This is a genomic window from Polycyclovorans algicola TG408 (assembly GCF_000711245.1).
Lineage (GTDB): Bacteria > Pseudomonadota > Gammaproteobacteria > Nevskiales > Nevskiaceae > Polycyclovorans > Polycyclovorans algicola.
This window is the reverse complement of the sequence record NZ_JOMH01000001.1, coordinates 2,181,233-2,202,070: the sequence shown is the minus strand read 5'-3', so window position 1 is coordinate 2,202,070 and position 20,838 is coordinate 2,181,233. Positions and strand designations below refer to the sequence as shown.

Here is a 20,838-nt window from a genome sequence, read left to right as displayed (position 1 = left end):
GGTGATAAAAATGACAAAGGCGGGTCGCCCCGCCCTCGTCCAGACATGCCCAAACCGCCCGCTTACAGCTGCAGCAGCAGCTTGGCCGGATCTTCGAGGCCTTCCTTGATGGCGCGCAACGACAGCACCGCCTCGCGGCCATCGATGATGCGGTGGTCATAGCTCATGGCCAGATACATCATCGGTCGAACGACAATCTCACCATCAACCACCACGGGCCGCTCGGTGATGCCGTGCATCCCGAGAATCGCGCTCTGCGGCGGGTTGAGAATCGGGGTCGACATCATCGAGCCGAAAATGCCGCCGTTGGTGATGCTGAAGGTGCCCCCGGTGAGATCGTCCATCGCCAACTTGTTGTCGCGCGCTTTGGCCCCGTAGGCGGCAATGGCTTTCTCGACGTCGGCAAAGCTCATCTGGTCGGCATCACGCAGCACGGGCACCACCAACCCCCGCGGGCCCGACACGGCAATGCCGATGTCGAAGTAGTTGTGATAAAGCACGTCGGTGCCGTCAATTGACGCGTTGACCACCGGGAATTTCTTCAGGGCTTCGATGGCGGCCTTGACGAAGAAGCTCATGAAACCCAGCTTCACGCCGTGGGCTTTCTCAAAAGCGTCCTTGTGTCGGGCGCGCAGGTCCATGACCGCTTTGAGGTCGACCTCGTTGAAGGTGGTCAGCATGGCGGCGGTCTGCTGCGCCTCGACCAGCCGCTCGGCAATCCGCTGGCGGATGCGGGTCATGGGCACGCGCTGTTCTTCACGATCGCCGCTGACGACCGGCGCACTGGCCGGCGCCTTGGGCTCACCGCCGGACTTGGGCTTGGCCGTGTGCGACTCAACGTCTTCCAGGGTCAGGCGACCGCCCTTGCCGGAGCCTTTGATGTCGGCCGCCTTCAACCCCAACTCGGCAAGCTTTTTACGCACTGCCGGCAACTGGCCGTCGTGATCGGATTCGTCAGCCGAAGAGGACTTGCTGGGCGTCGACTCGGCCTTCGCCGATTCTTTTTTGGCGCCCTTGTCGTCCTCGTCAGATTTCTTGGCGGGCGCGCTGTCGCCGCCGCCCTTACCGGCCTCGATGATGCCGAGCACGTCGCCCGCCTTGACCGACTCGCCGGCCTTGATGCGGATCTCTTTGAGCACACCGGCTTCGGTCGCCGGCACATCGAGCATGACCTTGTCAGTTTCCAGTTCGAGTACGTTCTGGTCGCGGCTGATGCTGTCGCCCTCGGCGACCGTCCAAGCCCCAACGGTGGCCGACGAAACGGACTCGGGCAGCTGAGGCACCTTGATCTCGATGCTCATTAAATTTCCTTGTTCTGGTTGAGAGACTGACAATTAATACAGTTATTCTTGCGCATCAGACCGACTCCCCGCCCGTCAGCCCGGCGTCAACGACGGCCTGCTGCTCCTGGTTGTGAATCTTCAGGTAGCCGACTGCGGTGCTGGCGCTGCCCTTGCGGGTCGCGTAGAGCAAGCGGTGACCGCTGCTGAGGTAATAACTCAGCCGATGCTTGATCTGGTACCACGCGCCCTGGTTCTCGGGCTCTTCTTGGCACCACACGATCTCCTTGGCGCCGCTGTAGCGCTTGAGAATCGCCTCATAGTCTTCCCGCGGGAACGGGTAAAGCTGCTCGACACGCACTAGCGCCACCGATGCCAGATCGGTCTCGTCACGTGTCTTCAGCAGATCAAAGTAGACCTTGCCGGAGCACAGCACCACGCGCTTGACCTTTTTCGGGTCGGCGGTGGCGTCGTCAATGACCGGCTGGAAGCGACCGTGGGTGAGCTCATCCAGACTCGACACCGATTGCGGGTGCCGCAGCAGGCTTTTGGGCGTCATCACCACCAGCGGCATGCGGTTGTTGCGCTTCATCTGCCGGCGCAGCATGTGAAACATCTGCGCAGGCGTCGACGGCACGCAAACCTGTTGGTTGTCGGCGGCGCAAAGCTGCAGGAAACGCTCGAGACGCGCAGAGGAGTGCTCCGGTCCCTGCCCTTCGTAACCGTGCGGCAGGAACACCGTCAGGCCGCAGAGCCGGCCCCATTTGGCGGAACCGCTGGCGATGAACTGATCGAACAGCACTTGCGCCCCGTTGGCAAAGTCGCCGAACTGGGCCTCCCAAATGACCAGGGTGGTCGGGTCGGTGGTGGAGTACCCGTACTCAAAACCCAAAACCCCAACCTCGGACAGCAGCGTGTCGTGGACCTCGAAGCGGCCCTCTTGGCCACTGATGTTGGCCAGTGGCGTCACGCGCTGACCGGTCTTGCCGTCGTAAACGCTGGCGTGACGGTGAAAGAAGGTGCCGCGCCGCGTATCCTGACCGCACAGCCGCACCGCAAACCCTTCGCTGACCAGCGACGCATAGGCCATGGTCTCGGCAAACCCCCAGTCCATGGGCAGCTTGCCGGCCGCCATCTTCACCCGGTCACCGTAGATCTTGGCCACACGGTTGTGCAGCGAGAAATCGTCGGGCAGCGCCGACACCTGCTTGGCGAGGCTCTGCAACATGCGCTTGCTGACCGCAGTGTCGACCTTGGCATCCCAGGTGTCCTTGCCGTACTTACTCCAGTTGACCGTGTACTTGTTGCCGACCAGGCCCAGGGTTTTGCGAATGGTGTTCTCGCCTTTGTCGAGACCGTCGCGATAAGCCTGCTGGGCGTCCTTGAACGCGTCTTCGGAGATCACTTTTTCTTCGATGAGCCGCTGCGCAAACAGGTTCATCGTGGTCGGGTGCTTCTTGATCACCTCGTACATGGCCGGGTTGGTGACCGACGGCTCATCGGCCTCGTTGTGACCCAAACGCCGGTAGCAGCAGATGTCGATGATCACGTCCTTGTGGAATTCATTGCGGAAGTCCACCGCCAGCCGCGTGGCAAACACCACCGCCTCGGGGTCGTCGCCGTTGACGTGAAACACCGGTGATTCGAGCATCTTCGCCAGGTCGGTGCAGTAACGGCTGGTGCGCGCGTCCTGGCCCAGTTTTGCTTCAATCGGATTGGCGGTGGTGAAGCCGATCTGGTTGTTGACGATCAGGTGCACCGTACCGCCGGTGGCGTAACCCGCCGCCTGCGACAACTGCAGGGTTTCCATCACCACGCCCTGGCCGGCAAATGCCGCATCGCCGTGAATCAGGATGGGCATCACCAGGTCGCCCGCCGTGTCGCCACGACGCACCTGCCGCGCCTTGACGCTGCCCTCGACCACCGGATTGACGATTTCAAGGTGCGACGGGTTGAAAGCCAACACCATGTGCAGGCGCTTGCCCTCGACTTCGATGTCGGTTGAGAAGCCCATGTGGTACTTCACGTCACCGGCGCGGGCCAGCGACTCGGCGGAATACTTGCCTTCAAATTCTGCGAACAGGTCGCTGGGCGACTTGCCGAGCACGTTGATCAACACGTTGAGGCGGCCACGATGCGCCATGCCGACCACGACTTCTTCGACGTTACGCGCCGCACAACCGCGCAGAATCTCGTCCATCGAAGGCACCAGCGCTTCGCCGCCCTCCAGCGAAAAGCGCTTTTGGCCGACGTAACGGGTGTGCAGGTAGCGCTCAAGTCCTTCGGCGGCGACCAACTGCATCAAGACATCTTTTTTTCGCTTGTCGCTGAGTTTCGGCGCGAACGGCTGTGCTTCAAGACGCTGCTGAATCCAGCGCTTCTCGGCCGTTTCGGTCAGGTACATGTACTCGGCGCCCAGGGTGTCCGTGTACACCGCCCTTAGGGCGCGAATGATGTCTTTCAGCGGCAACCGGTCTTCGGCCACCATTGAACCGGTGTTGAACACCGTGTCGAGATCGTCGGGCGTCAGGCCGTGAAAGGCGGGGTCAAGGTCGGGCACCAGGGTCGGCACCTGAAGGTTGAGCGGATCGAGCCGCGCCGCCTGGTGACCGCGCACCCGGTAGTAATTGATCAGTCGCAGCACGCCGGCCTGTTTCTCGGCGGCCACGGCGTCAAAGCCGCTTTGCGCCGCCTTCATCCGTCGCGGCTCGCGCGCCAGCCGGGTCAGCCGGTCAACCACCTCACTGTGGGCCACTTCGCTGCCGCCCCGCCCCTGCGCCAGCGAGCGAAAATACGCGCGCCACTGGTCGTCGACCGAATCCGGATCATCCAGAAACTGCTCGTAATAGGACTCGATGTAACTCGCGTTGGCACCCTGAATCGATGACGATTCAAGAAAACTCCGGTACCGGGTTCCGCTCATTGCCAACACTCCCTTCCAATCAATATCGAGGCGGTGGACGGCGCCGCTTATTTCTTGTGCCAGTCCGCCGTCAATTTTTGCAGATATACGCGGAAGTCGTCGGCCAATTCGGGATGTTTGAGGCCATATTCGACGTTGGCTTCGAGATAACCGAGCTTTGACCCGCAATCGAAGCGCTTGCCCTCGAACTCGTAGGCCAGCACGGTCTGCTCCTGGATCATCATGCTGATCGCGTCGGTGAGCTGAATCTCACCCCCGGCACCGCGCGGCGTGCGCTCCAAAAGCTTGAAGATTCGCGGTGTCAGAATGTAGCGACCCACCACCGCAAGATTTGATGGGGCGTCCTCGGGCTTGGGCTTTTCGACAATGCGCTTGATCTCGCCCAGTCCCGGCCCCACCGGCGTGGTTTCCACGACGCCGTAGCTGGAAATCTCGGACTTGGGCACCCGCTGCGTCGCGATCACCGAGGTGCCGTACTCCTGGTAGACCCGCTGCATCTGCGCAAGACAGGGCCGAAGTTTGCCGTCGATCAAGTCATCAGCGAGGATCACCGAGAAGTCTTCATCGCCGACCGCAGGCCACGCGCACAGCACGGCGTGGCCCAGGCCCAAAGCCTCGGCCTGACGAATGAAAATGCAGGTAATGCCAGGCGGCAGAATTTCCTGCACGGTTTCCAGCAGCTTGGTTTTGCCGCGCTGCTCCAGCTCGGCCTCCAGCTCATAGGCCTTGTCGAAGTGATCCATGATCGAGTTCTTCGAGCGGCCGGTGACAAAAATCAGTTCTTCAGCACCCGCACTGATCGCCTCTTGCACCGCGTACTGAATCAGCGGCTTGTCGACGATGGGCAGCATTTCCTTGGCACTTGCCTTGGTGGCCGGCAGAAACCGTGTTCCAAGACCCGCGACAGGGAATACCGCTTTGCGAATACGCATTTCGACTCCGTGGTTTTCAAATGTGGGGCTCCGCCATCAGACCGGCGCATCCCGAGAGTCTATCGCAGCGTCCCTGTCAGATGGACTTTTCCGTTGCCCGGAGACATCAAGGTGAACGCCAGCCGGTGGTCAGAAACCGCTACCCACTTCAGGGTCACGCGACCGGGCAGCAACAGCGGCTGCTTGAACTGCACGTCTAGGGTTTGCGCCGGCGCCGGGTGCTGCGCCTCCAGCGCGCCCAAGCAGCGCGCGACGCTCCACATGCCGTGGGCGATGGCGCGAGGGAAGCCAAACAGCCGTGCCGACCATGCGTGCAAGTGGATCGGGTTGTAGTCGCCCGAGACCGCGGCGTAGCGACGCCCGGTGTCGGCCGCGGCAACAAAGTGCTCGTATTGCGCGAGGCTGGGCGGAATGGCCTGCTCGCCGCGTTTCGCGCCCGCCCGTGTTGGGCTGCTGGGTCGACGGTGAATGATGGTGGTCACGGCCGACCAGGCCAATTCGCCATCGACCTCAATGTCGGTGAGCAGGTCAAATTCCAGTCCGGCGCGCACCTCGCGGCATTCGCCGATACGCACCTCGGCATCGTAGACCGCTTCGACCGGAATCGGCCGAACCTGGGTGATGCGATTGCTGACGTGCACCAACCCGAGCAACGGCAGCGGGAATTTCGGCCGCGTCATCAAGGCCATGTGCAGGCCGCTGACCGCCACCTGCGGGAAGGTAATCGGCAGCACCGCGCCGGGCGTCAGGCCACACAGCGCACAGTAGTCGGCAAGTCGCGTCGCCTCGGTGCGCACGCCCGAGAGCCGCAGCGACAGTGGCGGCAAGGTCTTCAGGGCACCGGGGCGGCGCATCGCGCTCAGCGCGGCATTCCAGTAAAGCTGCGGGGCGTGGGGCAGTTGCGTCAGGGTCGCGGTCATGGCGGGGCTCACAGAAAGCGTCAGGATGGGCGGGTCGCCATCATCCGAATCCAGCGCTTCAGGGCAATTGCCGAGGCGCCAGACGCAACTGTAACGACGACCGGTCCGTGTCGTCGTCAACGGTGATCTGACCTTCCCAATCTTCAGGCTGGGCGGCCACGCCTTCGCCGCGCGACAGCCGTGCAACCAATTCAAACGTGCCGGCCTCGCTGAGCAGCGCATCGGGCGTCATGGCGTCGGCATCGCTAAGCGTGACGGTCAGGGGGAATGCGTCCGGCCCAACGACCTGGCGGCGCACCGCAATCGGCATGCGTCCGCCGACCGGCCGGGCGAACACGGTCAACGTGTCCAGTACAGACGGCGGCGCACCCCGGTCCGACGCCGTTGCCAGTGTGACCGACAAAACGCCCGGTGCCTTTTGATTCTCGGCAGGCGACGGCCCTTGACCCGGCGATTGCCCCGGCGCAACGACCGGCTGGCCCCACTGCGCCAGGCTTGAGTCGATGAAGTTCGCCAGTCCCTCGGGAAGCCCCCCCTGCTGCTTCAACCGACGCCAGCGTTGCGACGCCAGGGCAAAATCACCCGACTGCGCCGCCACCATTCCGCCGTAGAACAAGGCCTTACTGTTGTCGGGGGACAGCACCAGGGCCCGCTCAAAGCGACCAGCCGGGGCACCGCGCAGATCTTGGGACTGCGCCATGGCCAAGGCCTCGCCCTCGGCCGCCCACCAATCGCCCCGGTCGGGGACCAAAGCGGTGGCCTTGGCGTAAGCGCTGGCTGCCGCGTCTGAACGACCTCGGGACAACTCGATTTCGCCCAGTCTGGCCCAGGCTTCGGCATCGTCGGGCTGCGCTTCCAGATGTTGCACCAACTGTTCGAGCCCGTGTTCAAGGGCCAATTCTGATGCCACGTCGGGATCAACCCGCGCCTGCTCAATCTTTTCCGCCATCGGCCAGCGCCCGGACGCCGCATAGGTGCCAACCGCAAAAATGGGCAACAGGATGAGCAACGCCCAGGTCCGACCCGTCTGCACGGGCGTAACGCCAGGAGCCACATCGTCGGCATCCTGCAGCAGCCGAGCGGCGTGCTCGTCACGCAGTTGCCGGGCGGTGGCCTCGTCCAGCAACCCTGCCGCCTCATCCGCATCAATTTCGAGTAAACGCTGGCGGTAAACCGCCACGTTGGCCGCTGCCCGCAACGGCCGACCGTCCGACTTCGACCGTGGCCACCAGGGGCGACTGAGCAGCAACGTCACCACGACCAGCAAGACGGCCATCGAGGCCAATACACCCAACGAGTTCATGGCCCGCCCTCACCGTGACGATCCAGCAAAACCTGTACGGCGGCGCGATCAACCGATGGCGCGTCTGATGATTTCAGCGCCGCTTTCGTTTTACGGGTCGTGAGCCGCCAGGCCGCCAACAGGGCAACCGCGAGCAGGACGAACGGCCCCACCCACAACGCCACCGTAGTGCCTTTCAGAGGCGGCTTGTACAACACGAAATCGCCATACCGGTCGGTCAGGTAGCCGCGAATGTCGGCGTCGCTGCGACCCTGGTTAATCTGCGAGGCAACCTGCTCGCGCAGGTCCTTGGCCAGCGGCGCATTGGACTCGGAGATGCTCTGGTTCTGGCAGACCACACAGCGAAGTTCATGCAAAAGGTTCTGGTAGCGCTGGCGTTCAGTCTCCTCGACTTCGATGACCGGGTTCGCCGCGCACACGCTGGCCAGCATCACCATTACCAGAAACGAAAGCACCGTCCTCATGGGGTCACCTGCGCCAATGCGCGCAACTTTGGGGCAAACGCGGCCTGCCAGTCGGATTCGCTGAGTGGGCCCACATGCTTGTGCAGAATCTTGCCGTCGGCATCAAGCAGGTAGGTTTCGGGCACCCCGTAAACCCCCCAGTCAATCGCGGTCGCGCCCACCGCGTCACGCGCCACCTGCGCGTACGGATTGCCAAACCGCGCCAGCCAGCGTGAGGTGTCCTCGGGACGATCCTTGTAACTGATGCCGATAATTCTCACTTCGCCGGCACGGGCCAAACGCATGAAGAGCGGATGCTCGGCGAGACACGGCGTGCACCAGCTCGCAAAGTAATTCACCACCGTCGGCTGCCCCAACAACACGTCCGACGTCAGGCGGCCCTCGTCCTCAAGTGTCGGCAGATCAAAGGCGGGGGCGGGCTTGCCGATCAGTGGGCTGGGCACTTCAGTTGGATCGAGGCGCAAGCCCAGCCCCAGAAGCACCAGCAAGGCGACAATCAGCAGCGCGGGCAGCATGAAGCGCATTCAGACCGATGCCTCGGCGACTCGCGCAACGGTGCTCTTGGGGCGATAACGGCGGTCGCTGGCGGCCAGCGCGCCGCCCAGGGCCATGATTGTGGCGCCCAGCCACACCCAGATCATCATCGGCTTGACGTAAAGGCGGATCGCCCATTCACCGCTGTCGCCGATCGGTTCGCCCAGCGAGGCGTAAAGATCGCGGGCCAGGTGGTGACGCACGGCCGCGTCGGTCATCAGTTGCTCGGCGCCGCGGTAGAAGCGTTTTTCAGGCTGCAGGGTGGTCACCAGCGCATCATCACGGTACACCCGAATCGTGCCGCGATCCGCATCATAATTCGGTCCTTCAACCGCCTCGGTGCCTTCGAACTCGAAGCGGAAGTCGGCGACCTCAGCCGACTGGCCAGGTGCCAGACGCACGTCGCGCTCGACGCTGAACAGCGAGACGAAGGTGATGCCCAACACCATGGCACCGAAGCCGACGTGCGCCAATGCCATGCCGGCAACGCCGCGCGGCAGACGCCCGGTCTGACGCAGACGCCGGGTCGGCTCGGCCAGCGCGGCAACCAGCGTCCAGCAGCCCAGCCAGCCGCCGACCAGCACGGCAATGCCCAGTTCGGTCGCCCATTGCCAGATCAGCACCGCCGTCACCACCACCGACAGTAGCAACGGCACGCGCAGTCGGCGGAGCACCTCGCCCAACCTGGCGCGCTTCCAGTTGACGGCGGCCGCCAGGCCGACCAACAGCGCCAACGGCGCCGTCACCGGCACGAACACGGCATTGAAGTAAGGCGGTCCCACTGAAATCTTGCCCAGCCCCACCGCGTCAGCAAACAGCGGATACAGCGTCCCGAGCAGCACCGCCGCCGCCGACACCGACAGGAAGACGTTGTTGAGCAACAGAAAGCCTTCGCGGGAAAACAGCGGGAACTCGCCGTCCGACACCAGCCGCGGCGCGCGCCACGCATATAGCGAGAAGGCGCTGCCCAGGACCACGATCAGGAACCCGAGAATGAACACACCCCGCGCCGGATCGGTGGCAAACGCGTGCACGCTGACCAAAACGCCGGAGCGCACCAGAAATGTGCCGAGCAGGGACAGCGAAAACGCCATGATCGCCAGCAGCACCGTCCAGCTTTTCAGCAGGCCGCGTTTTTCGGTGACCGCCAGAGAATGGATCAGCGCGGTGCCAATCAGCCACGGCATGAAACTGGCATTTTCGACCGGATCCCAGAACCACCAGCCGCCCCAACCGAGCTCGTGATACGCCCACCACGAGCCGAGCATGATGCCCAAGGTCAGGAACAGCCAGGCAGTCGTGGTCCAGGGGCGTGTCCAGCGTGCCCAGGCAGCGTCCAGCTTGCCGGTGACCAGGGCTGCAATGGCGAAGGCAAACGCCACCGAAAACCCGACGTAGCCCATGTAGAGCAACGGCGGATGAATGATCAGCCCGGGGTCTTGTAACAGCGGATTCAGGTCGCGACCGTCCTCCGGTATCGGCACCAGTCGATCAAAGGGATTGCTGGTCATGATCGTGAACAACAGGAACCCGACCGAGATCACGCCCAGTGTCGACAGCACCAGCGCGCCCACATTGAGCGGCAGGTTACGGTTGAAAAAGGCCACTGCCGCACTCCAGCCCGCCAGCATCAGCACCCACAGCAACAGTGAGCCTTCATGCCCGCCCCAGACCGCCGAGATGCGGTAAATCAGGGGCAACTCGGAATGGGAATGACCCGCCACATAAGCGACCGAAAAATCGTGGTTGATGAAGCGGTCGGTCAGGCACAGGTAGGACACGAACAGCACGGCCAGCAGCATGAACGCCGCCGGGCGCCCGAAACGCATCGCCACCGGGTCATTGCGCCATACGCCGACCGCGGGCACCACCGCCAGCAAGGCCGCGATTCCCAGCGAAATGAGCAGGGCAAAATGCCCGAGTTCAGCGATCATGGTCGACGCCAGCGGTGGGCGACGTCGCGCTGACTTCCATCGCCGACTTGAAAGGCTCGCAGGCGTGTCCGGTCTCGGACATCATCGCCTCGGCCAAATCCGGCGGCATGTAGTTTTCGTCGTGCTTGGCCAGCACCTCGTCGGCCACGAAGCGGCCGCCCGCATCCCAACGTCCCATCGCGACGATGCCCTGCCCCTCGCGGAACAGATCGGGAAGAATGCCCTCGTACTCCACCCGCACCGCCTGGGCACAATCGGCCACCACGAACCCGACGACCAAGCCTTCGCCGCGCTGCACGCTGCCGGTTTCGACCATGCCGCCGAGGCGCAGACGGCGGTCAGGCACCGTTTCGGCGGCCAGCAAATCACTGGGCGTGTAGAAATACATCAGGTTTTCGCGGAAGGCCTGGGACGCCAGCAGCGCCGCAACGCCAAGACCGGCGACGACGCACACCACCCCGATCAAACGGTAACGCTGCACCCGGGTCATTCGTCTTCATCCTCGTTGCGAAACCAGTTGCGGCGCGCACGCGACGCAGCCAACGACATCCACGCCACGCCCACTGCCGCAAGGGCAAAGCTCGTCCATACGTAGGCACCGTAACCGCCCATCGCCAGCCATTGACTCACGATTGCGCCTCCGGTTCCTGCGCGCGCAGCGCCTTGACCCACTGGGTTCGCGCTTCACGCTGCAATAAACGCACCTGGGCCCGGCGCAGCACGGCATGCGCCGCCACGAGCGCCATCGCCAGCAAAGAAACGTAGAGCGGAATCGCCATGTCCAGGGTGATCGCCGGTTTGCCAAAACTGAGAATGGTCGCGCCCTGGTGAAGGCTGTTCCACCAGTCGACCGAAAATTTGACGATCGGCACGTTCACGACACCCACCACGGCGATCCATGCGGCGGCGCGCGCACTGCGCCGCGGGTCTTCGATGGCGTCACCCAGCACGATCACGCCCAGAAACAGAAACAGCAGCACCAGCTCGGCCGTCAGGCGCGCGTCCCACACCCACCACGCGCCCCACATCGGCTTGCCCCACAGCATGCCGGTCAACAGCGTGATGGCGGTCATCACCAGGCCGACAGGTGCCATGGCCAGCATCACCACCTCGGCGAGCTTCATCCGCCAGATCAGCGCGCAGGCGCCAGCAATGGCCATACCCGTATAAAGCCCCAGCGACAGCGCGGCAGCCGGCACATGCACATAGATGATGCGAAAGGCGTCGCCCTGCTGGTAATCCGGCGGCGCGAACCCCAGGCCCCACACCCAGCCGACCGCCAGCAGCACAAAGCCCATCCACCCCAGCCACGGCGCGAGCCGGTCGGCGAAGCGGAAGAAACTCGGCGGTGACGCCAGCCGGTGAAACCATGTCCACATCGTTACGGGCCTTCAATGAGCATTGGGGGGCGGGACATCAAGGGGATCAGTCGATTTTTTCGAAGCGCGGGAGACTCAGTCGTAAGCGTTGCGCAAAGCCGACGCGCAAGCCCACGGCAGCGCAGTGACGGCAAGGGCGAAAATTGAACCCAAAAAGTATAACGGAGCCGCGGGGTCGCCCCCCACCTGCCAGGCACGAACGGCGCCACTGCCAAAGATGACCACCGGCACCATCAGCGGCAGAACCAGCAAGGGCAACACGCTGCCGGCGCGCGGAATACCGACCAGCAAACTGGCCGACAGTCCACCCAGCAGGGTGAGGATGGCGGTGCCCATCATCAAGCCGAGCGCCAGATACCCCAGCCCGGCGCTTTCGAGCCCCAGCATCACCGCCAGCGGCAGCGCCATCACCGCCAGCGGCAGGCCATTGAGGCACCAGTGCGCGAAAAGCTTCAGGGCCACGATCAGCACCAGCGGCGTGCCCGCCAGACACCATTGCTCCAGCGTGCCGTCTTCAAACTCGCTGGCGAACAATCTCGGCAACGGCAGCAGCGCCGACAACAGCGCCCCCACCCAAAGAATGGAGACCGCCAACCCGGCCAACGTTGGGTCATTGGCGCGGGTGCCAAAGGCAAACATCAACACCACCAACAGATAGAACGCCAGCGGCAGCACCGCATCGAGTATCTGCATGCGCAGCAGTGCAATCTCGCGACTGAAAATGCCGCGCAGCGCCTTCATGGCAACACCGCCAGCGGCATCACGACTTGGCATCTGACCCGCGCCGGCAGGGGCTGATGGCTGGTCACCAGAATGGCACCCTGCCGCGCGGTCTGGTCGTTGAACAATGCCGCCAGGTCGGCCAGTCCGGCGTGGTCAAGCCCGTCAAACGGCTCATCGAGTATCCACAGGGGTCGCTTCGCCATCAGCAATCGTGCGAGCGCCGCGCGCCGCTTCTGCCCGGCAGACAGATCACGCGTCGGCCGGTGACGCACTCGGTCCACGCCCAGCGCGTGCAGGGCTTCACGCACGCTGCCGGGCGCATCAGGCTGCAGATCAGCCCACGCCTGGAGGTTCTGCGCCGCGCTCAACGAGGCCGCGAGTGCGTTGCGATGGCCGAGCCAATGCAGCGGCACCTCGCAGCGACGCTGACCCTGCCACGGCCGCCGAAGGCCGGCGGCAATTTCCAACAAAGTGGTCTTGCCCGCGCCATTGGGCCCGGTCAGGTGCACCACCGAGCCGGGCGCGACCGACAGCGACAGTCCCTCCGCCAGGGTTCGCAGGCCGCGTCCAAAACTGATGTCGGCCAAGTCGAGTAGAGCCATGAAGCGATTTTACGGGATTGCCGTCACCGGCCCGTCGAAACCACACGGCGGCGCGTAAAATACGCGCTTTACGCCAGCCGTTGCCACCATGCCTGCCCAGCTGATCGACGGAAAAACCGTCGCCGCCCAAACCCTCGCCGACGTGCAGGCGCAGATCGCAACTCGCCGCGCCGCCGGTCTCCGTGCGCCGTGTCTGGCCACCTTGCTGGTCGGCGACGACCCGGCGTCACACGTCTACGTACGCAACAAGATTCGGGCCTGCCAACAGGTCGGCATCACCTCAAACCATGCGCCATTACCGGCCGAGCTGACGCACGCCGAACTGCTGTCGCGTATTGACGAGCTGAATGCCGATGACGCCATTGACGGCATCCTCGTGCAGTTGCCGCTGCCCGCACACTTCGACACCACCGAAGTGATTGAACGCATTCTGCCGACCAAGGATGTTGACGGTTTTCATCCCTACAACCTCGGGCGGCTGGCGCAACGCAAGCCGGTGCTGCGACCGTGCACGCCCTACGGCGTGATGGCACTGTTAGCGCACACCGGCGTGGCGATCAAGGGCAAGCGCGCACTGGTGGTCGGTGCGAGCAATCATGTTGGCCGCCCGATGGCGTTGGAGCTTTTGCTGGCCGGCGTCACCACCACCACCGCACACCGCTTTACCCGCGACCTCGACCAAGAAGTCGCCGATGCCGAAATCCTGGTTGCCGCCGTTGGCAAGCCGGGGCTGGTCAACGGCGAGTGGGTCAGACCGGGTGCCATCGTCATCGACATCGGCATCAACCGCCTGCCCGACGGCCGATTGGTGGGCGACATCACCGAGGCCGCGCGCGACCGGGCGTCGTGGATCACCCCGGTGCCGGGCGGCGTCGGCCCAATGACCGTGGCGATGCTGATGCGCAACACCCTGACCGCACAAGAACGCCGCGAGCGCGGTCAGCCCACGGCCTGACCCGGCTGTGTCAAATCCAAGGTGCTTTGCGCGAGCCTGACCCGGTGAACCGGAAACTCGCAGGTGAAGCAACTGCCCTCGCCCACTTTGCTCTCGATCTTGAGCTGGGCATCGTGACGCTCAACCGCGTGTTTGACGATCGACAGTCCCAGCCCCGTCCCGCCACTGGCGCGCGAGCGACCGACATCAACGCGGTAAAAGCGCTCGGTCAGGCGCGGAATATCATCCTCGGCAATGCCAATGCCCGAATCCTGCACCGAATAACCCGCACGCCCGCCCGCCATCGCGAAGAGCTTGACGGTGATCACGCCGGGCGGCGGCGTGTAACGCACGGCATTGCCGACCAGGTTGGTGAACAGGCTGGTCAGCTCGGTTTCGCCGCCGAAGATTTCGATTCGGTCGTCCATCTCGGTGACGAACTGGTGCTGTGGGTCGGCAACGCTTTGGGCCTCGGCCAGCGCCTGGCGCAGCAGGGTCGAGGCGCGAATCCAGTCGTGACGCGCGGCGATGTCCGATTCCAGCCGCGCCAGCTTGAGCATGTCGCCGACCAGTGATTCCATGCGGTTGGTCTGCTTGTACATCTCTTGCAGGGGCGTTGCCCAAGGCTTGAGCTCGCCGTCGCGGGACTCGGTTTCCATCATCTCGAGATAGCCCTTGAGCACCGTCAGCGGCGTACGCAGTTCGTGCGACGCGTTGGCCACGAAATCGCGTCGCGCGTGCTCCAGCCGTCGCAGCTCCGACACATCGCGAACAATCATCAGGCCCTGCGATTCACCGTAGTTAATCACCCGCACGTTGAGCTGCTTGCCGCGATTGACCGGCGAGGGAATCTCCACCTCGCGGCCCTGCACGCCGGCCTCGAACATTTCGACGAAGCGGGGATGGCGCACCAGCAGGGTGATGCGGATACCCGAGTCCTGCGCGCGCAAACCGAGCAGCGTCTGTGCCGCATGGTTGGCGCGCACGATCTCACCGCGTGGCGAGAGCACCACCGCGCCGTCGGGCAACGCCGCCGTGGATGCCTGAAAGTCGGCAAGCATCGCCGCAAGGCGCTTTTTCTTCTTCTTGTTGCGCCGCTGAAGGTCAACGAGACGGTCGTAGACCTCGCCCCAGACGCCGCCGGGATCGGGCAGCTCGTTCTGCTTGGGCTGCCGCAGCCATTGCAGCAGCGCAGCGAGGTAGCGGTACTGCAGCGCCGTGAGGAAAAACAGCACCACCAGAAAGCCCCAGATGGCACCGGAGAACAGCGCCCCGACCAGCGCGCCGAGCCCGCAGAGCAGCAGCAGCTTGACCAGTTCCTGGCGCCACACCGCCAGCATGCGAGTGTGCTCCAGCGACACCGGGCGCCGCCGGAAGATACTCAAAGTTTTTCAGAGAAACGGTAGCCGGTGCCACGCACGGTCTGGATCATGTCGGCGAAGCCATGCGGTTCCAGGGCCTTGCGCAGGCGGCGAATGTGCACATCAACGGTGCGCTCTTCCACGTAGACATTTTGCCCCCACACCCGGTCAAGTACCTGCTCCCGGGTATACACCCGCTCGGGGTGGCTGACAAAAAAATGCAGCAGCCGGTACTCGGTGGGCCCCAGTTTGACCGGCACACCCTGGGCGGTGACCCGCTGGCTGGCCACGTCGACTTCGAGGCCACTGACCGCCAGTCGCTCGTCTTCGCCGCCGGGCGTGCTCCGCCGCAGCACTGCCTGAATGCGGGCGATCAACTCCGGAAACGAAAATGGCTTGGACACGTAATCGTCACAGCCGATGTTGAGCCCTCGAACCCGGTCTTCTTCTTCGGCACGTGCGGTGACCATGATGATCGGCACGTCGCGGGTTTGTGCCGCGCCCTTGAGTTCACGGGTGAGTTCGACCCCGCTGACACCGGGCATCATCCAGTCCATCAGGATCAGGTCCGGACGATCATCGGCGATCTGCAGTCGCGCGTCCTGCGCTGACCCGGCCTCGGCGATTCGAAACTCGGCGCGGGTCAGCGCGAAGCGCAACATCTCGCGAATTGCCGGCTCGTCTTCAACCACCAGAATCAGTTTGTTTTGCATGCCCGTGGCCCGATTTAATAATGCGGCACTCAATCAACCTTCACGTGTGTCCCTTTTGCGAGAGTCGTGCATCTGACAGAAGGACCCGGTTCCGCATCAACAAAAAGCACTGTTGACTTCGTTATTGAAGCGGCAGCGCGAAGGCTATGGGCAACAGATGACAGTTTCATGACCGTTCTGTCATAAACCGCGCATGGGTGCTTCAGCGCGGCGGCATGCCGCCTTTGGGCATGCGCCCGCCCAGGCCGCGCATCAATTTGGCCATTCCGCCGCCTGCAAACTTTTTCATCATGTCGCGCGTCGTCTCGAACTGGCGCAGCAACTGGTTCACCTGTTGCACTTCGACGCCGGAGCCCTTGGCAATGCGACGCTTGCGCGATGCCTTGAGCAGGTCAGGAAAGCGACGCTCCTGCGGGGTCATGGAGTTGAGAATGGCGACCGTGCGCTTGACCTGCTTGTCGGCATCGACGTTCTTCAGTTGCGCCTGCATCTGTGCGCCACCCGGCAATTTGTCGAGCAGCGACGACATCGAGCCCATGTCCTGCATCTGTGCCATCTGGTCGCGGAAATCATCAAGGTCGAAACGCTTGTTCTTCTTCAGCTTGTCGACCAGCTTGGCGGCCTTGTCAGCGTCGACCTTGCGGGTGGTTTCCTCGATCAGCGACAGCACGTCGCCCTGGCCGAGAATGCGGTTGGCAATCCGGTCGGGGTGGAACACTTCCAATTTGTCGGACTTCTCGCCGACCCCCAGAAACTTGATCGGTTTGCCGGTCACCTGGCGCACCGACAGTGCCGCGCCGCCACGCGCGTCGCCGTCGACCTTGGTCAACACCACACCGGTCAGTGGCACGGTGTCGGCAAACGCCTTGGCGGTATTGGCGGCGTCCTGACCGGTCATGCTGTCGACGACGAACAGGGTTTCGGCGGGGTTGAGCTGGGTGTGCAGCGCCGCAATCTCGGCCATCATCTCGGCGTCGATGGTGGTCCGGCCCGCGGTGTCGACGATCAGCACATCCATGAACTGCTTGCGCGCTTCGGCCAGCGCGGCATCGGCAATCGCGCCGGGCTTCTGGCCCACGCTGGACGGGAAGCAGGTCACGCCCACCTGCCCGGCCACCACCCGCAACTGCTCGATCGCCGCCGGCCGGTAAACGTCACACGACACCACCATCACCTTCTTCTTGTCGGTCTCTTTGAGGCGACGCGCCAGCTTGCCGGTGGTGGTGGTCTTGCCCGAGCCCTGCAGGCCCGCCATGAGAATGACCACCGGCGGCTGCGCGCGCAGGTTCAGCGGGGATGACTCACCGCCCAGTGTAGCGGTGAGTTCCTGCTGCACCACCTTGAGAAACTGCTGGCCGGGCGTGAGGCTCTTGGTGACCTCAGTGCCCAAGGCGCGCGCCTTCACGCGGGTGATGAAGTCCCGCACCACCGGCAGCGCCACGTCGGCTTCCAGCAGCGCCATGCGCAGTTCACGGCTGGCGGTCGCGACCTGATCTTCGGTCAAACGGCCCTGGCCGCGAATGCTGTCGAGGACGCCGGCAAGGCGCTGGCTTAAGGAGTCGAACACGTGTGCCGCCTGGGTGGGGTCAAGGCGAAAAGTTTAACAGTGCGTCCCATCGCAGCGCGCTTGCCTCACCCCGTCCCGCCCATCCGACTCGGCCAGAAACTTTGCGCGACTCGCTGCATTTCGCTGGCGACTTTGCACGTTAGCCTGCACTTCTACTTCAAGCACAGGCCAACTCAGATGGGCGTTCTCGTCGACGGAAAATGGCATGACCAGTGGTACGACACGGACAAAAGCGGCGGTCGCTTCGAGCGCACCGAGGCCCAGTTCCGCAACTGGATCACCGCCGACGGTGCCCCCGGCCCCAGTGGCGAGGGCGGCTTCAAGGCCGAGCCGAACCGCTATCACCTCTACGTCTCCTACGCCTGCCCGTGGGCGCACCGCACGCTGATCTATCGGCAGATCAAGGGGCTGTCCGGGATGATCAACCTGTCGGTCACTCATTGGCGCATGCTCGAGCATGGCTGGACGTTCGAAGATGGCCCTGGCGTCATTCCTGACCCACTGCACGGCGTCGACAAGCTCTACGAGCTGTATGTGAAGGCCGACTCCAAAGCGTCCTGCCGCTCCACCGTGCCCATTCTCTGGGACCGGCAGCGCGACACCATCGTCTCCAACGAATCCGCCGAAATCATTCGCATGTTCAACAGCGCCTTCGACGGCTGCGGCGCGCGCCCGGGGGACTACTACCCTGCTCCTCTGCGAAGCGAGATCGACATCCTGAATGCGCGCATCTACAACACCGTGAACAACGGCGTCTACAAAGCCGGCTTTGCCACAACGCAGGATGCCTACGAAGAAGCGGTCCACCCGCTATTCGAGACCCTTGACGGGCTGGACGCGCGCCTCGCCAAACAGCGCTACCTCTGCGGCGATCAACCGACCGAAGCCGACTGGCGCCTGCTGCCGACGCTGCTGCGCTTTGATCTGGTCTATGTCGGCCACTTCAAGTGCAACCTCAAACGCTTGGTCGACTACCCAAATTTATGGGCCTACACCCGCGATCTATACCAGCACCCCGGCATTGCCGACACCTGCAACTTCCACCACGCCCAGCACCACTATTACGAGAGCCATCCCACCATCAATCCGACCGGCATCGTGCCGACGGGGCCACAGATCAATTTTGATGCCCCGCATGAACGGGCGGCGCTGAACTGACGCTCACCAGACAACCATGCTCGCGGCCTTGCCCAGAATGTTGAGGCTGAAGACTTCGGCCGCGGGGCGTTGCGCAGCGCCATAACAAACGTGCAACGGCAGAAGGTGCTCTTCGCGCGGGTGGCAGAAGCGCGCCCCGGGGGCGTCGGCCCATTGGGTCAACCTTTGCGCACGCGCGGCCTCCGAGAGTTCGGGGCTCAAGCACGTCTCGTGCAACCACCGCTCGAATGCCCGATTGGCCTCCGCGGATTCAACCGTGTCTGACGCGAAGAACGCTTTCATGTTGTGAAATGAAAACCCAGAGCCGATCAGCAAGACCTTCTGGCGGCGCAGTGGACTCAGGGCCGCGCCCATCGCGAGGTGATGGACGGGGTCGAGGTCCGAGCACAATGACAACTGGATGCAGGGAATATCGGCCTCCGGGTACATGATCTTCAGCGGCACGAATACGCCGTGGTCCAGGCCGCGATCCGCGTCAAGTGCCGCATCGACCCCACGGTGACGCAACAGACTCTGCAACTCGCCCGCCAATGCCGGCGCGCCCGGGCAGGGGTACTTGACGCGATACGATTCCGCCGGAAAACCGTGGTAGTCATAGATCAGGGACGGATGGGCGTGGGCCGTGATCGTCGGGAGCCTCGCTTCCCAGTGGGCGCTGACCACCACGATGGCGTCAGGTCGCGGGATCTTTTCCGCGATCTGTCGCAGGCAGGCGACCATCTCGACATGACCGGGATCGCCGAGCAGCGGCATAGGACCGCCGCCGTGAGAAAGGAACAAGGTCTGGATTGCCATTCGCTAATCTCTCAAAAAGTCAGCCCTGTCGAGCGCCAACCGTACCGACGACCCTACGCGATCAACATGCCCCCGCCGGGCAACCTTCACTGCGACCGCCAACCCCCATCAACGCGCAGAATGCTGCCGTTGACGTAGCTCGCAGCGTCAGACGCCAGAAACAGGACCGGACCGGCAATTTCTTCCGGCAGACCCAAACGCCCCATCGGCGTTCGGGCGTTGATCATGGCTTCGAGATCCGGGTTGGCCACGTTATCGACCAGCGGCGTGCGGATGGCGCCGGGCGCCACGGCGTTGACCCGCACCCCTTGCGGCCCGAATTCGCAGGCGAGCTGGTTCACCAGTCCCGCCACGCCATGCTTCGACGCCGTGTACGCGGTGCCGCCCGCCATGGCGCCCAGTGAGGCAATAGAGGCCGTGAACACGATGTTGCCGCGTGTCTTGACCAAATGTGGCAACGCCGCCTTGGCCCCGAAAAAGCAGCCCGACAGGTTGATGCCGATGACGCGCTGCCAGAGCTCGACGCTGGTGTCGGCACAAGCGGAAAAGCCATCGAGAATTCCGGCGTTGCCGAAAAATATGTCCAGCCGACCGCAGGCCTGAACCGTGTCGCTGACGAGTTGGTCGACACTCTCGGGCTGGCTGACGTCCACCGGCAGGAAGCGGGCGCGTTGACCTGCCGCCGTGATGGCCTCCACGGCAGCCTGCCCGGTTGACTCCGAAATATCGGCAACGATGACGTCGGCGCCCTCGTGTGCAAACGCGTGCGCTGTGGCGAGCCCGATGCCCGAACCGCCGCCGGTGACGATGACCACTTTTCCCTCAAATCTGTTCACAAACAGAATTCCTTTGTAGAGACCACGAGCGTACTGGCAGGCTTCGCTACGCTTGATTCGCCCCGGCGCGCGATGCGACTTCCCGGGCCCGGAGCACCGATGCGGGCACGCCACCAATCGCCCAGTCTTCGGGCGGAATGGGCCAACAGCCGCCGCGCACTTGCGCGCGCTCGGCGCCGAGCACATCGACCAGCAGATCGGTGAAGCCGGCAAGCAGCGCCTGCCGTTCGGCCTCCTGGCGACCCGCCAGCACCAGAAAATGGAAGAACGGTGCGGCCACCCCACCCTGAGTCAGCAGCTGTCCGCCGACCGCCGCCATTGACCGCTTGTGCAGGTGAATGACCACGCGAATGCGCTTGACCGGACTCTTCAGCACGTCGGCGTAAAGGCGCGTGGAGTCCAGCAGCAGGCGCTCGCATTGCGCGTCGGTATAGGTGTCTTCCGGCAGGTGATATTCGAGAATGGGCATGGGTTGTCCGA

Annotated in this window: 21 protein-coding genes; 2 read left to right on the top strand and 19 right to left on the bottom strand. The window is 63.6% G+C overall.

The annotated features are described in order from the left end of the window. Positions 1 to 62: 62 nt before the first annotated feature. The 13 genes from odhB to ccmA all read right to left on the bottom strand — a co-directional run bounded on the left by odhB (position 63) and on the right by ccmA (position 12,994). Entirely contained in the window at positions 63 to 1,301 is a 1,239-nt protein-coding gene (gene odhB / locus U741_RS0110570) for a 2-oxoglutarate dehydrogenase complex dihydrolipoyllysine-residue succinyltransferase (protein WP_029890442.1), read from the bottom strand. Between the two features lie 55 nt (positions 1,302 to 1,356). Beyond that, entirely contained in the window at positions 1,357 to 4,203 is a 2,847-nt protein-coding gene (locus tag U741_RS0110565) for a 2-oxoglutarate dehydrogenase E1 component (protein ID WP_029890441.1), read from the bottom strand. Between the two features lie 47 nt (positions 4,204 to 4,250). Further along, the gene (gene galU / locus U741_RS0110560; RefSeq protein WP_029890440.1) at positions 4,251 to 5,135 is read right to left on the bottom strand and encodes a UTP--glucose-1-phosphate uridylyltransferase GalU; all 885 of its coding nucleotides are present in this window, start codon (positions 5,133 to 5,135) and stop codon (positions 4,251 to 4,253) included. A 59-nt stretch (positions 5,136 to 5,194) separates the two neighbouring features. After that, on the bottom strand, positions 5,195 to 6,055 hold the full coding sequence (locus tag U741_RS0110555; RefSeq protein WP_029890439.1) for a MaoC family dehydratase: 861 nt from the start codon (positions 6,053 to 6,055) through the stop codon (positions 5,195 to 5,197). 58 nt (positions 6,056 to 6,113) lie between these two features. After that, positions 6,114 to 7,358 carry a c-type cytochrome biogenesis protein CcmI gene (gene ccmI, locus U741_RS0110550; RefSeq protein ID WP_084154801.1) on the bottom strand — a complete coding sequence of 415 codons (1,245 nt, stop codon included), beginning with the start codon at positions 7,356 to 7,358 and terminating at the stop codon, positions 6,114 to 6,116. After that, on the bottom strand, positions 7,355 to 7,822 hold the full coding sequence (locus U741_RS0110545) for a cytochrome c-type biogenesis protein (RefSeq protein WP_029890437.1): 468 nt from the start codon (positions 7,820 to 7,822) through the stop codon (positions 7,355 to 7,357). Before U741_RS0110545 ends, ccmI begins: the two co-directional genes overlap by 4 nt. Beyond that, the gene (locus U741_RS0110540) at positions 7,819 to 8,346 is read right to left on the bottom strand and encodes a DsbE family thiol:disulfide interchange protein (RefSeq protein ID WP_029890436.1); all 528 of its coding nucleotides are present in this window, start codon (positions 8,344 to 8,346) and stop codon (positions 7,819 to 7,821) included. Before U741_RS0110540 ends, U741_RS0110545 begins: the two co-directional genes overlap by 4 nt. Then, a complete protein-coding gene (locus tag U741_RS0110535) occupies positions 8,347 to 10,290 on the bottom strand; it encodes a heme lyase CcmF/NrfE family subunit (RefSeq protein WP_029890435.1) in 1,944 nt (647 codons plus the stop codon). It abuts the gene before it with no gap. Further along, on the bottom strand, positions 10,280 to 10,780 hold the full coding sequence (gene ccmE / locus U741_RS0110530) for a cytochrome c maturation protein CcmE (RefSeq protein ID WP_052378698.1): 501 nt from the start codon (positions 10,778 to 10,780) through the stop codon (positions 10,280 to 10,282). Before ccmE ends, U741_RS0110535 begins: the two co-directional genes overlap by 11 nt. After that, on the bottom strand, positions 10,777 to 10,920 hold the full coding sequence (gene ccmD / locus U741_RS18965) for a heme exporter protein CcmD (protein ID WP_152551567.1): 144 nt from the start codon (positions 10,918 to 10,920) through the stop codon (positions 10,777 to 10,779). The genes ccmE and ccmD overlap by 4 nt, the downstream gene beginning before the upstream one ends. Further along, a complete protein-coding gene (gene ccmC / locus U741_RS0110520) occupies positions 10,917 to 11,669 on the bottom strand; it encodes a heme ABC transporter permease CcmC (RefSeq protein ID WP_029890433.1) in 753 nt (250 codons plus the stop codon). Before ccmC ends, ccmD begins: the two co-directional genes overlap by 4 nt. Positions 11,670 to 11,744: 75 nt before the next feature. Beyond that, the gene (ccmB, locus tag U741_RS0110515; RefSeq protein WP_235200296.1) at positions 11,745 to 12,443 is read right to left on the bottom strand and encodes a heme exporter protein CcmB; all 699 of its coding nucleotides are present in this window, start codon (positions 12,441 to 12,443) and stop codon (positions 11,745 to 11,747) included. Then, complete coding sequence (gene ccmA, locus U741_RS0110510) at positions 12,407 to 12,994, bottom strand: heme ABC exporter ATP-binding protein CcmA (RefSeq protein ID WP_029890431.1); 588 nt, start codon at positions 12,992 to 12,994, stop codon at positions 12,407 to 12,409. Before ccmA ends, ccmB begins: the two co-directional genes overlap by 37 nt. A gap of 88 nt (positions 12,995 to 13,082) precedes the next feature. On the opposite strand from ccmA, the gene folD reads away from it, so the two are divergent. After that, a complete protein-coding gene (gene folD / locus U741_RS0110505; protein WP_029890430.1) occupies positions 13,083 to 13,949 on the top strand; it encodes a bifunctional methylenetetrahydrofolate dehydrogenase/methenyltetrahydrofolate cyclohydrolase FolD in 867 nt (288 codons plus the stop codon). Here the strand turns inward: folD and phoR are convergent. The 3 genes from phoR to ffh all read right to left on the bottom strand — a co-directional run bounded on the left by phoR (position 13,934) and on the right by ffh (position 17,569). Further along, entirely contained in the window at positions 13,934 to 15,268 is a 1,335-nt protein-coding gene (gene phoR / locus U741_RS0110500) for a phosphate regulon sensor histidine kinase PhoR (RefSeq protein WP_029890429.1), read from the bottom strand. The two genes, folD and phoR, sit on opposite strands and share 16 nt — an antisense overlap. Positions 15,269 to 15,309: 41 nt before the next feature. After that, on the bottom strand, positions 15,310 to 16,002 hold the full coding sequence (gene phoB, locus U741_RS0110495) for a phosphate regulon transcriptional regulator PhoB (protein WP_029890428.1): 693 nt from the start codon (positions 16,000 to 16,002) through the stop codon (positions 15,310 to 15,312). 202 nt (positions 16,003 to 16,204) lie between these two features. Continuing rightward, on the bottom strand, positions 16,205 to 17,569 hold the full coding sequence (ffh, locus tag U741_RS0110490; protein ID WP_029890427.1) for a signal recognition particle protein: 1,365 nt from the start codon (positions 17,567 to 17,569) through the stop codon (positions 16,205 to 16,207). A gap of 177 nt (positions 17,570 to 17,746) precedes the next feature. Between ffh and U741_RS0110485 the strand changes: the two genes are divergently transcribed. After that, positions 17,747 to 18,727, top strand: a complete 981-nt coding sequence (locus U741_RS0110485; RefSeq protein WP_029890426.1) for a glutathione S-transferase family protein — start codon at positions 17,747 to 17,749, stop codon at positions 18,725 to 18,727. 3 nt (positions 18,728 to 18,730) lie between these two features. Here the strand turns inward: U741_RS0110485 and U741_RS0110480 are convergent, their stop codons facing one another. The 3 genes from U741_RS0110480 to U741_RS0110470 all read right to left on the bottom strand — a co-directional run bounded on the left by U741_RS0110480 (position 18,731) and on the right by U741_RS0110470 (position 20,827). Next, positions 18,731 to 19,522 (bottom strand): DODA-type extradiol aromatic ring-opening family dioxygenase, encoded by a 792-nt coding sequence (locus U741_RS0110480; RefSeq protein ID WP_029890425.1) that lies wholly within the window; start codon positions 19,520 to 19,522, stop codon positions 18,731 to 18,733. A gap of 86 nt (positions 19,523 to 19,608) precedes the next feature. Continuing rightward, positions 19,609 to 20,358, bottom strand: a complete 750-nt coding sequence (locus U741_RS0110475; protein ID WP_029890424.1) for an SDR family NAD(P)-dependent oxidoreductase — start codon at positions 20,356 to 20,358, stop codon at positions 19,609 to 19,611. A 46-nt stretch (positions 20,359 to 20,404) separates the two neighbouring features. Next, the gene (locus U741_RS0110470) at positions 20,405 to 20,827 is read right to left on the bottom strand and encodes a tautomerase family protein (protein WP_029890423.1); all 423 of its coding nucleotides are present in this window, start codon (positions 20,825 to 20,827) and stop codon (positions 20,405 to 20,407) included. Positions 20,828 to 20,838: the final 11 nt, after the last annotated feature.

Excerpts from the sequence above, each read along its gene's own strand:
- odhB (WP_029890442.1), bottom strand. The coding sequence starts at position 1,301 with ATGAGCATCGAGATCAAGGTGCCTCAGCTGCCCGAGTCCGTTTCGTCG.
- U741_RS0110565 (WP_029890441.1), bottom strand. The coding sequence starts at position 4,203 with ATGAGCGGAACCCGGTACCGGAGTTTTCTTGAATCGTCATCGATTCAG.
- galU (WP_029890440.1), bottom strand. The coding sequence starts at position 5,135 with ATGCGTATTCGCAAAGCGGTATTCCCTGTCGCGGGTCTTGGAACACGG.
- U741_RS0110555 (WP_029890439.1), bottom strand. The coding sequence starts at position 6,055 with ATGACCGCGACCCTGACGCAACTGCCCCACGCCCCGCAGCTTTACTGG.
- ccmI (WP_084154801.1), bottom strand. The coding sequence starts at position 7,358 with ATGAACTCGTTGGGTGTATTGGCCTCGATGGCCGTCTTGCTGGTCGTG.
- U741_RS0110545 (WP_029890437.1), bottom strand. The coding sequence starts at position 7,822 with ATGAGGACGGTGCTTTCGTTTCTGGTAATGGTGATGCTGGCCAGCGTG.
- U741_RS0110540 (WP_029890436.1), bottom strand. The coding sequence starts at position 8,346 with ATGCGCTTCATGCTGCCCGCGCTGCTGATTGTCGCCTTGCTGGTGCTT.
- U741_RS0110535 (WP_029890435.1), bottom strand. The coding sequence starts at position 10,290 with ATGATCGCTGAACTCGGGCATTTTGCCCTGCTCATTTCGCTGGGAATC.
- ccmE (WP_052378698.1), bottom strand. The coding sequence starts at position 10,780 with ATGACCCGGGTGCAGCGTTACCGTTTGATCGGGGTGGTGTGCGTCGTC.
- ccmC (WP_029890433.1), bottom strand. The coding sequence starts at position 11,669 with ATGTGGACATGGTTTCACCGGCTGGCGTCACCGCCGAGTTTCTTCCGC.
- ccmB (WP_235200296.1), bottom strand. The coding sequence starts at position 12,443 with ATGCCAAGTCGTGATGCCGCTGGCGGTGTTGCCATGAAGGCGCTGCGC.
- ccmA (WP_029890431.1), bottom strand. The coding sequence starts at position 12,994 with ATGGCTCTACTCGACTTGGCCGACATCAGTTTTGGACGCGGCCTGCGA.
- folD (WP_029890430.1), top strand. The coding sequence starts at position 13,083 with ATGCCTGCCCAGCTGATCGACGGAAAAACCGTCGCCGCCCAAACCCTC.
- phoR (WP_029890429.1), bottom strand. The coding sequence starts at position 15,268 with ATGCTGGCGGTGTGGCGCCAGGAACTGGTCAAGCTGCTGCTGCTCTGC.
- phoB (WP_029890428.1), bottom strand. The coding sequence starts at position 16,002 with ATGCAAAACAAACTGATTCTGGTGGTTGAAGACGAGCCGGCAATTCGC.
- U741_RS0110485 (WP_029890426.1), top strand. The coding sequence starts at position 17,747 with ATGGGCGTTCTCGTCGACGGAAAATGGCATGACCAGTGGTACGACACG.
- U741_RS0110480 (WP_029890425.1), bottom strand. The coding sequence starts at position 19,522 with ATGGCAATCCAGACCTTGTTCCTTTCTCACGGCGGCGGTCCTATGCCG.
- U741_RS0110470 (WP_029890423.1), bottom strand. The coding sequence starts at position 20,827 with ATGCCCATTCTCGAATATCACCTGCCGGAAGACACCTATACCGACGCG.